Source organism: Streptomyces sp. E2N166, assembly GCF_003671715.1.
Lineage (GTDB): Bacteria > Actinomycetota > Actinomycetes > Streptomycetales > Streptomycetaceae > Streptomyces > Streptomyces thinghirensis.
Genome location: NZ_RAIF01000027.1, coordinates 188,514 through 199,136 on the forward strand (window position 1 = coordinate 188,514; position 10,623 = coordinate 199,136).

At 72.2% G+C, this 10,623-nt stretch carries 7 protein-coding genes and 1 pseudogene; 5 read left to right on the top strand and 3 right to left on the bottom strand.

Annotation, left to right across the window (positions count from 1 at the left end; all coding sequences use genetic code 11):
• A pseudogene (locus EBH09_RS21390) lies at positions 1-297 on the bottom strand (M56 family peptidase); the annotation flags it as partial.
• A gap of 225 nt (positions 298-522) precedes the next feature.
• Positions 523-1,755, bottom strand: a complete 1,233-nt coding sequence (gene fahA / locus EBH09_RS21395) for a fumarylacetoacetase (protein WP_121748587.1) — start codon at positions 1,753-1,755, stop codon at positions 523-525.
• Between the two features lie 404 nt (positions 1,756-2,159).
• Here fahA and EBH09_RS21400 point away from each other — a divergent pair, with 404 nt between their 5' ends.
• The 5 genes from EBH09_RS21400 to EBH09_RS21420 all read left to right on the top strand — a co-directional run bounded on the left by EBH09_RS21400 (position 2,160) and on the right by EBH09_RS21420 (position 9,822).
• Entirely contained in the window at positions 2,160-3,434 is a 1,275-nt protein-coding gene (locus EBH09_RS21400) for a DegT/DnrJ/EryC1/StrS family aminotransferase (RefSeq protein WP_121748588.1), read from the top strand.
• Positions 3,427-6,051, top strand: coding sequence for a lipopolysaccharide biosynthesis protein (locus EBH09_RS21405; protein ID WP_238697397.1), 2,625 nt, complete (start codon positions 3,427-3,429; stop codon positions 6,049-6,051). The genes EBH09_RS21400 and EBH09_RS21405 overlap by 8 nt, the downstream gene beginning before the upstream one ends.
• Positions 6,052-6,342: 291 nt before the next feature.
• On the top strand, positions 6,343-8,175 hold the full coding sequence (locus EBH09_RS21410; protein WP_121748589.1) for a glycosyltransferase: 1,833 nt from the start codon (positions 6,343-6,345) through the stop codon (positions 8,173-8,175).
• 19 nt (positions 8,176-8,194) lie between these two features.
• Entirely contained in the window at positions 8,195-8,686 is a 492-nt protein-coding gene (locus EBH09_RS21415; protein WP_238697398.1) for a hypothetical protein, read from the top strand.
• Entirely contained in the window at positions 8,683-9,822 is a 1,140-nt protein-coding gene (locus EBH09_RS21420) for a glycosyl hydrolase (RefSeq protein ID WP_121748590.1), read from the top strand. The genes EBH09_RS21415 and EBH09_RS21420 overlap by 4 nt, the downstream gene beginning before the upstream one ends.
• A gap of 6 nt (positions 9,823-9,828) precedes the next feature.
• Here the strand turns inward: EBH09_RS21420 and EBH09_RS21425 are convergent.
• A partial coding sequence (locus EBH09_RS21425; protein ID WP_238697399.1) for a polysaccharide deacetylase family protein occupies positions 9,829-10,623 on the bottom strand: 795 nt, incomplete at its 5' end.

Sequence of the window (10,623 nt, forward strand, 5' to 3'; positions counted from 1 at the left end):
GGCCAGCAGGAGGGTGAGGGCGGCCGCCCACGGCGGGCCGGCGGAGAGGTTGTAGGCAGCGGTGACCGCGGGCGGCGCCGGCGCGAAGAGCTGGGCGCGGACGGTGCCGAAGACGGCGGCGGCGCCGAGGACGAGGGCCGTCAGACAGCACAGCAGGACGGTGGCGACCAGGCACTGCCACACCCAGAGCGCGACCACGGGATCCCGTTCGGGCCACGCGGAACGGGTCAGCGCGCGCGGCACCGGTACCGCGGCGGTCACGGCGACGACGAACAGCAGGAGCAGGCAGACGGTCATGCCACGGGCTCCGGATCCTGGTCGGAAGGGCGGCTCTGGCTGTGCTGGGCTGTGGTGCGGACAGTGGTGTGTCCGGGGGCGACTGTGTCGGCTGGCATGACGGTGCTCGCCTTCGCGGGCGCGCGGACGTGCCGCACACACCGCCCGACGCCAGTATGACGGTGCCGGGCGGCGTGAGTCAGGCCCCGACGGGCAACGGATCCGAGCGCGCGGGAGTCGCGGTGGTCACCGTCCGGTCCGTGGCGGGAGCACCTGGCCGGTCACCTCGCCCAGCCCCACCCGGGTGCCGCCCGGCCCCGGTGCCCAGGCCGACAGGGTCACCACGTCCCCGTCCTCCAGGAACGTCCGCTTGCCGTCCGGGAGTTCGAGGGGATCGCGTCCGTTCCAGGTCAGCTCCAGCAGGGACCCGCGCTCCCGGTCGGAAGGTCCGCTCACCGTGCCGGAGCCGTAGAGGTCGCCGGTACGCAGGGAGGCGCCGTTGACAGTCATGTGGGCCAGTTGCTGGGCGGCCGTCCAGTACATGGTGGAGAACGGCGGCTCGGAGACGACATGGCCGTTGACGGCGACGGAGATCCGCAGGTCGTAGCCTCCGGGTTCGTCGAGTTCCCCGTCCGTGTCGTCGAGGTAGGGCAGCAGCTCGTGCGTGCGCCGCGGCGGGGCCACCCGTGCCTCCTCCAGGGCGTCCAGCGGCGTGATCCAGGCCGACACCGAGGTGGTGAAGGACTTGCCGAGGAACGGACCGAGGGGGACGTACTCCCAGGCCTGGACGTCCCGCGCGGACCAGTCGTTGAGCAGGCAGAGTCCGAAGACGTGCTCGCGGAAGTCGCCGAGCGCCACCGGGCTGCCCAGCTCGGACGGCACGCCCACCACGAACCCGACCTCGGCCTCGATGTCGAGGCGGACGGACGGGCCGAAGACGGGATCGGTGTCGGTGGGGGCCTTGCGCTGCCCGGACGGCCGTACGACGTCCGTGCCGGACACGACCACCGTGCCGGAGCGGCCGTGGTAGCCGATGGGGAGGTGCTTCCAGTTGGGGGTGAGGGAGTCGGCGGCGTCGGGGCGGAAGATCTGCCCGACGTTCCGGGCGTGGTTCTCGGAGGCGTAGAAGTCGACGTAGTCCGCGACCTCGAAGGGCAGGTGCAGCGTCACCGAGGAGAGGGGGTGGAAGAGGGGTTCCAGGGTTTCGCGGTGGGCGGGGACCGTCACCCAGGCCGTCAGCGCGCGCCGTACGTCGGACCAGGCGGTGCGGCCGGCCGCCAGCAGCGGGTTCAGGGTGGGCCGTGCGAGCAGGGAGGCGTACGGCGATCCGAGTGCCTGGGCCGCCGCGCCGGCGTCGAGGACGTGGTCGCCGAGCCGGACGCCCACCGTCCGCTTCTGCGTGCCGGGGATCGAGAACACGCCGTACGGAAGGTTGTGCGGGCCGAAGGGGTCGCCCTCGGGGACATCGAAGGGGGGCATCGGGTGCTGCCTCGCTTTCGTGCTCGCCATGTGCGCCGTGCGCGCCGGGTGCGCCACGTGGTTCGTGGTCGGGCCACACGTTACGGGTGACATACCGGTCTTGGGCAGTGCGTCGTCAGGTGGCGGTGCGTGGCGGGGGAGGCGCGTTCAGGTGTGCTGACGTGCGGGGAGTGGTCCGGGCGCCCATGCGTGGGGACGGGGGAGTGACCGGTGGGGCGGCTCCTTCGCCACCCGCGTACGCCCGCCCGAACGGCCGGGGATGTGGCGCTCCGCTTCCGCTTGTGTACGGGAAGTTGTCCACAGGCCGGTACGCAATCTTGACGGAGCGGTGCGAACGGGGCGACTCTGGGCGGGTGCCGGAAGGCCTCGGGGAGGGGGCTTTCGATGGCACACCAGGGGGGCGGATGGCCATTGGGGAGGCCGGTCCGGGTTCGGTGCGGGATGGTTCGCGGCCGAGGAAGCGGCTGGAAGAGACCATGCGCAGCCGACTCGGCCGAGAATGCGTGTACGTACCGTCATGCCGTTTCGGGCTGTACGCGGCACTGCGTCACTGGTGCCCGCCGGGCGGCCGGGTGCTTATGTCGCCGGTCAACGACGACGTCATCTTCTTCGTCGTGCTCGCGGCCGGACTGCGGCCGGTGCAGGCGCCGTTGAATCCGTCGGACGCGTCCATCGACATCGATGCCGTGCCCGGGGAGGCGTGGGGTTCGCTGTCCGCCGTAGTGACGACCAACCTGTACGGCAACCCGGACCCGGCGCCCGGACTGCGGGCTCGTTGTGACGCGTTGGGCATCCCGTTGTTCGAGGACGCGGCGCACGCCATCGGCAGCGAGGTGGGCGGTCGGCCGGTCGGCGCTTGGGGCGATGCCTCCGTTTTCAGCCTGTCCAAGCACGTCGGTGCCAAGGCCGGGGGAATCCTCGCGGTCGCCGACCCGGGGCTGCGGGACGCGCTGGCGAAGACCTGCGACGACCTGCTGCTGCCGCGCCGTACGACGGCCGAACTCGCCTACGCCGTACGGCCGTATGCGGAGGCCGCCGTGCGAGGGCTGCGACTGCGGCGGGCCGCCTGGGCCGCGATGCGGCTGCTGGGGCTGATGGAGCGGGAGGAGATCCGGATGCCGCTGCGTCCGGAGGAGCTGACCCGCGCGGTCGCCTCGGCCCCCGACCTCGATGCCCGGCACTCCCTCGACGCCCACGACCCCTGGGTGCGCGTCGACATGCACGACTACCGGCTGCGTGCCGGCCGGTTCCGGCTCGGGCGCATCGGACGCGGGCTCGACCGGCTGGACGACGTACTCGCCGACTGCCGTGCGGGTACGGAGCTGCTGCTGTCGACGCGTTGGGCGAAGCCGGCCGGGTGGGAGGGTGCGAGAAGCCGATCAACGGGCGCCGCGCAGCCCTTGTTCCGCGTGCCGTTGCTCGTGGCGGACCGGGACGCGGCGGTGCGGGCGCTGGCCCGGCGCGGCATCGTCGTCGGCTACCTCTACGACCCGCCGCTGGACGACTACGCGGGCGCCGCCTTCACCGACCCGTCGCCCTCTCCGGAGGGGGCGCGCTGGTTCGCGAGGCACGCGCTGCCCGTGGATCCGCTGCGTGCCCGTGCGGCCGTCGCCGCGCTGGAGGAGTCCGGAGTACGACCGGCCGAGGCACCCGAAGGGCTGGTTCCGACCGGTGGCTGAGACCCAGGTGCACGAGACCGCGGCGGCACCGGCGGGCGGTGGCCCGACGCCGTCCGGGAGCGGGCACGGAGGCGACTCGCTCTTCAAGAACGCCTACTTCCTGATGCTCAGCACCGGCGTCTCCGCCGTGCTCGGCCTCGGCTTCTGGCTCGTGGCCGCCCGCTACTACTCGGAGGAGGCCGTCGGGCAGGGCTCCGCCGCCATCGCCGCCATGCGGCTGCTCGCCAGCATCACGGCGACCACGATGATCGGCGCCGTGGTCCGTTTCGTACCGCGGGCCGGCCGCGCGACCGGGCCGCTGGTGTGGCGGGCGTACGCGGCCAGTTCGGTGGTCGTCGCCGTGGCCGCCGTCGTCTTCCTGCTCACCCTCGACCTGTGGGGCGCTTCGTACGCCCCGCTGGGCACCGCCGAGGCGGGGGCGCTGTTCGTCGCGGCGTGCGTGGCCTGGGCGCTGCTCACCCTCCAGGACGGCGTGCTGACCGGGCTGCGCAAGGCGGAGTGGGTGCCCGCCGGGAACGCGGTGTTCTCGGTCGGGAAGCTGATCCTGCTGGCCCTCTTCGCCACCACGCTCCCGGTGCTCGGCATCTTCGTGTCCTGGGCCGTGGCCATCGCCTTCTCCACCCTGCCGCTCGGCTGGCTGATCTTCCGCAGACTCATCCCGCGCCAGGCCGCCGCCGACCGCGACGTGGAGCCGCCCAAGGTCCGTGAGATGGGCCGGTTCCTGGCCGGGGACTCGCTGGGCGCGGTGTTCAGCCTGGCGATGATCAACCTGCTTCCGGTGATGGTCGCGGTCAACTTCAGCGCCGCGGAGAACGGCTACTTCTACGTGGCGTACACCGTCGGCGGCACGATGGAGTTCATGGCCATCAACATGGCCTCCTCCCTCACCGCGCACGCTTCGCACGACCCGCGCCGCCTCGCCGACGGCGTCCGGGGAGCACTGCGCCGCATGACGCTGTTGCTGGTGCCGGTGGTGCTCTTCCTGGTCGTCTTCGCGCCGCAGATCCTCGCGCCCTTCGACGAGGACTACGCCGAGCACGGTTCCACGGTGCTGCGGCTGCTGGCCATCGGGGCGCTGCCGAGGATCGTGGTCGAGCTGTACATCGGCGTGCTGCGTGTCCAGGGGCGTACCGGCGTGCTCGCCGCCGTGCAGGGCACCATGTGCGCCCTCGTGCTGGGCAGCGCGGTCATGCTGTTCAGCCCGGCCGGGATCGCGGGCGCCGGCTGGGCGGTGCTCGGGGGCATGACGGTGGTCGCCGTCGGCTGCGTGCCCGGCCTGCGGGCCACCCTGCGCGACAGCGACGGAGCGGGTCGTTCCGGCGGGCCCCGGGGGAGGGACGCCTCCGGTGGCCTCGGGCTGCGGGGCGTTCGGAAGCCGGGGCCCGGCAACTCCTACGGCACCCACTGGGCCCGGTTGAACGCCACCGCCGGGTACGGCACGAGCTGGGCGCGGCGGGCGGCGTATGAGCACGGGCAGTCCGACGAGGCACCACGGGACGACACCGTCGCCCTGTTCATAGGGCGTCCGGGGTACGAGCGGGAGGCATTGGAGGCGGACACCCTCGCGGTGATCGTCCGGCGGCCACGGAACCCGGACGCCGGGCCCGGGCTCCCGTCCGGCCAGGACCCGACGCCGGACTTGACCGGTGCGGCTCATGAGCCGGATGCGGCGCACGAGCCCCACGCGACCGACGTGCCAAACGAGGCCCATGGGACCGAAGTGCCCCAGGAGTCCCAGGGGACCGACGCGGACCCGGGCCCCGGCTCCGGTTCCCGCCCCGAAGACGACGGCGACGGCGACCACCGCTACGGCGACACTGAGGGCGCCTTCGTGGAGGGCGATGACGACGGCGGGATCGGGGCGATCCCCGAGCGGCTGCTGAGGCCTGCCCTGTGGCTGCTGCTCGGCGTCGCCACCATCGTCTTCCTGGTGGCGTTGCGCGACTTGCCGTGGCTGGGCGGCGTCTCAGAGGTCGGGGCCGAACTCACCGGGCAGGAGCTGTTGCGGGAGTTTCCTCTGCCGGCGCTGGTCGCTGGGGCCCTGATGCTCGTGGTGTTCGTGGCGTCCGTGACGTTGTGCTCCTCGCCCGACCCGTGGCTGCCCGGTGGCGCACTTGGCGCCGCCGTCCTGGCCCTGCACGCGGCGCCCGTGGCGCTCGGCCGGGAACCGGAGGCGGTCGGTGGGACGTTATACACCGAGACGGCCGGATTTATCGCGGAAGCGGCGGGGCTCGACGGGCCCGGCCCACTGCTGCGCTGGACTCCGCTAGTCCTGCATTTGCTGTGTCTCGTACCGCTGTGGCTGCTGCTCGCGAAGGCGGGCGGCCGACTGCCGTGGCAGGGACGCTGGGGGGTTCTGTATCTCGTCGCGGTGGGTGGTTGGGTCTGGCGTCAGGAGCTCGCCCCGATCGCGCCGCCTCTCCTCCTGCTGCTCGTCCTCGTAGTCCTGCTCCTGTCCCTGCGTCGCCCGTCCTTCATGACGGGCACGACGGGCACGACGGGCACGAGGGGCGCGACGGGCACGAGGGGTACGAGGGGCGCGATCGACGCGATCGACGCGACCGCTATGACGGAGCCCCCGCACCGCACCAGACCGAACGGCATGGCCAGGGACTGATCAAGCACAGAGCCGAATCGCCAGGGGGGAACCGTCGTGCGTCCGCCAGCAACTCCACGGGAGAGATCCGCACCAGAGCCCGCGCCCGGGCAGGAACCCCGGGGCGCGTCGAACCGGGACGCGCCCGAAGCAACCGGAGAGCCCCGCACCTCGCGGGAGCGGCCCCGCACCTCGCAGGAGTCGGCCACCACGACCTCGGACGAAGCGTCCGCCCGGCCGGGCCGGAGGAGTACCGCGCGCGCCCATCGCCCCTCTACCCCGGAGCCCACCGGCTCCGCCGCCGAGCTGCCCGTGACGGATCTGTCCGACCTCACCCCGGCCGCCTGGCCGACCCGCGCGGCCGCCGCCTGGCCTGCCGTGCCCCTCCTCGTCGCCCTCGCCCTGTGGGGCTACGCGATGCGGCACACCGATGTGTCCCCCCTGGACGACTACGGCCTGGTCAGCGCCCTGCACCCCACTTTCTGGGCCGGCCTCGCCGTGCTCACCGCGGGTTTCTGGACCACGGTCCGCGACCCGCGCCGTCGCAACTGCTGGTCCCTCGCGTACGTCCTGGGCCTGCTGGTGATGGAGCGGGCCACCCAGGCCGTTCTCTACCCGACCCCGCTCTACGCCTGGGCGTGGAAGCACGACGCGGTCATCGACCATCTGCTGACGTCCGGCGGTCTCCAGAGCGCGGACCAGCTCGGCGAGATGGCCGTCTACGACCAGTGGCCCGGCTTCTTCGCAGCCCAGGCCGCGCTGGTGCGGCTGCTGGGTGTGGACAACGCCGCGATGTACATGGCCTGGTGGCCGTTGGTCTCAAGCGTGCTGCTGCTGCTCCCGCTGCTGCTGGTCTACCGGACCTTCACCGAGGACCGGCGGCTGATCTGGACCGCCGTGTGGCTGTTCTGCGTCGCCAACTGGGTAGGCCAGGACTACTTCTCCCCGCAGTCCGTAGCCTTCGTCCTCCACCTGGGCGTCATCGCGGTCGTACTGCGCCGCTACGGCCGCTCCGGCGGGCGGGGCGGCCGTCAGGGGCAGGCCGTGTGGACCGTACTGCTCAGCGTGCTGGTCACCGCCATCGTCGTCTCGCACCAGCTGACACCCGGCATGCTCGTCGTCACGCTCGTCGCGCTGGTCTTCACGCGCCGCTACCGCCACTGGGTCCCTGCGGTCACGACGGTCGTGATCTTCCTGGCCTGGTGCCTCACGGCCGCGCTGCCCTTCCTGTCCGCCGCCATGCCGGACATGATTCGCTCCATCGGCGACGTCGGCGCCAACGTCGAGACCGGGTACGGGGCCACCCCCACCGGCACCGGAGCGGTGGCGACCTCCTGGGCGGCCCGGCTGCTTTCTGGTTCCGTGCTCCTGCTCGCGCTGGTGGGTGTACTGCGCCAACGGGTGCTGCGGCACCGGGCGCTGCCGCTGCTGCTGGTCGCCGCGGCGCCGCTGCCGATGTTCGTGGCGAGCAGTTACGGCAGCGAGATGATCTTCCGGGTGCTGATGTTCACGCTGCCCGGCGCGGCCTTCTTCGCCGCCGCCGCGCTGCTGCCCAAGGTCCGCACGCTGGCCGCCGACGCCGCCGCGCGGGACACGGGCGGGTACTCGCCGGTAGCCGTCGCCCGACGCCGCCGCCTGCCACTGCCTTCCCCGCCCCCGTTGCGGTACGGCGCGTGGGTGCCGCCGCTCGTGCTGCTCGCCGGGACCCTCGCTTTCGTACCGAGCTACTCGGGCAAGGACCGCATCAACTACTTCCCGCCCCGGGAAGTCGCCCTCGTCCAGCGGCTCTTCGACCAGGCGCCCGACGACTCCCTGGTCGTCGCCGCCAACCGGAACTACCCGCTCGCCTACGAGCAGTACTGGAGAGTCGACCACTACTGGTTCCTCGACGACGACCGGCGCCACGTCGACGAGATAGTCCGCGACCCGGCCGCCGTCCTGGCCCGCGACATGGCCGCCGTGGAGGCACCGGCACGCGCCTATTTCCTGCTCACCCAGGGGCAGACGGCCAACTCGGAGATGAACGGCCAGCTGGACAAGGCGCAGTTGGAGCGCCTACGGGAGTCCGTGGCGGCGTCACCGAGGTTCGAGCTGATCGCCGAGAACAGCACCGGCGTGCTGTACGTCCTGAAACCGGCGAGCTGAGAAGGGGAGCGAGTCAGCCATGACACCGCAGAGCGCCACGACACCGCAGGACGCCATGACACCGCAGGACCTCATGATCCGTATGCTGCCCCCGTTCGCCGGCTGGCTGGCGCTCGCCGCGCTCGCCCTGCCCGGCGGCTCACCACTGCGCGGCGCGGCCGTCACCGCGTTCCTGGCCGTCGGCCCGGGCGCCGCCCTGGTCGGGATCTGCGGCCCCGCCCTGCGGGCCCGCCGCGCCGAGGCCCCCGCCGAGCGCCGGGACCCGAACTTCGAACGCCACTCCGACCTGTTGGAACGGCTGATGCTGGCCGTCCTGCTGAGCGTGAGCGCCGCGATGCTCGTCGCCACGGTACTGATAGCCGCGCACGCCTTCAGCGGGGACCGCGTCCTGCTGACGCTCACCCTGCTGACCACGCTCGCCGCGTTCTGCCCGCGCCTGCGTGCCTCCCCGCCGACGGCCAGCACGGCGCGGGGGGCGGCGCCGAGGAAACGGAAGGGTTCCACTCTGTGAGGTTCGCCCGTCCCGCTCGCCGCACGGCCGGAGACTCGACGACGACCGGACAGCACCGCCGGCCCAAGCCCCCCAGGGACCGCAGAGGACCGGGCCGGCGCCGACTGCTGATCACATCCATCACGGCCACCTGCGCGGTCCTGGTCGCGGTGCTCGCCCTGCGCGACGCCTCCGGCCCCGCCGACCCGGCCGACGACGCGAAGTGCCGCCCGACCGAGCTGCTCGAACCGCCCTGTGGCGCCTGGTTCGGCGCGTTCGTGCCGCACGACAAGTCCGACCTGGCCGAGAAGGTGCACGAGTACGAGAAGAACGTCGGGCGCGGGCTCGACATCGTGTACACGTACCACGACATGTCCGCGGTCACCGAGACCCGCCTGGAAGGCCAGCTCCTCACCGAGCAGGAACAGCGCGTCGGCGAGGACCGCATGCTGCTGCTCTCCTGGGAGAGCAAATGGTGGGGCGGCACCAAGCAGCAGCAGCCCACCTGGAAGCAGATAGCCGCCGGCGACCTGGACGACTCGGTGATCGACGTCCAGGCCCAGCGCATCGAGGAGTACGGGCAGCGCACGGGGAAGAAGGTGTTCCTCTCCTTCGACCTGGAGATGGACACCCGCACCCCGGACAACGGCACACCGGCCGACTACGTGCGGGCCTACCGGCACATCCACGACCGGTTCCGCGAGCTCGGCGTCGACAACGTCGTGTGGACCTGGATCATCACCGGCTACCTGGACCACGCCGGCCTGTTCGAGAAGATGTACCCGGGGGACGAGTACGTCGACTGGATCGGCTACAACCAGTACAACTACTACCTCTGCCACAAGACGGACTGGCTCAGCTTCGCCCAGACGCAGCACGCCACCCACGACTGGATCCGCGCCAACCTCTCCGACGACAAGCCTCTGATGCTCTCGGAGTTCGGCAGCGCCTCCGACCCGAAGCGGCCGGACCGGCAGGCGGACTGGTACGCGCAGGTGCCCCGCGTGCTCAAGGAACTGGAGGGCGTCAAGGCCGCCCTCCAGTGGAACTACCGCGACCCGGGACCGAACTGCGATCTGGCCGTGGCCAACGACCGGGCGTGGGCCAGCCTGCGCAAGGTGGTCGCCGACCCCCACCTCAACCAGCCACTCGAGTGACCGCGGTCAGCCGGCGAACTCGGGCCCCCGCACCATGGCACGCCCCCGCCGGTACCACCGCCACGCGACCGTCTTCGGCCCGTCGCGGTAGGGGGCGATCCGGACGCCCCCTCCAGCCAGCCACGCCTCGACGTCGGCGACCGTGTGGTTCCGCCGCACGATGAGCCGGGCGATGCGGTACCGCTCGTCGCGGTCGGAGCTGAGCGCGTGTCGCACGGCGGTCGCCGTCTCGTACCCGGCACGGGCCGACAACGACCGCACCTTCGCGCTGTTGTAGCCGTGCGGGTAGGCGAGGTGGCGGACCGGATGCCCGAGGGCGTCCTCCAGCATGGCCTTGGACGTGCGCAATTCGTACGCCAGCCCGTTGGTAGACAGCGTGTCGAGCTGGGCGTGGGTGACGGTGTGGCTGCCGATCTCCATGCCGGAACGTTCCAGATCCGCCGCCGCGTCCAGGGTCATCATCGGGGCCGGGGGCAGGAGACTGCGACCGCCCGGGGCGATGGCCCCGGTGGTGAGGTAGGCGGTGGCGGGCAGCGCGCGCTCGGACAGCGCCTCGGCCGTGGGGCCGGGCAGGTCGGCGAAGCCGTCGTCGAAGGTGAGCAGCACCGGCCGGGGCGGCAGGGGCGCCCGCCCGGCGAGGTGGTCGGCGAGCACGCTGATCGTGACCGGCGTCATGCCGCTGTCCACGATCGCGTCCAGATGGGCGGCGAACTCCTTCGGAGTGACGGTGAACTCGGCGATCCACGAGGGCGGATCGTCCATCACCGCGTGGTAGAGGAAGACGGGTATGTGCCCGCCAGG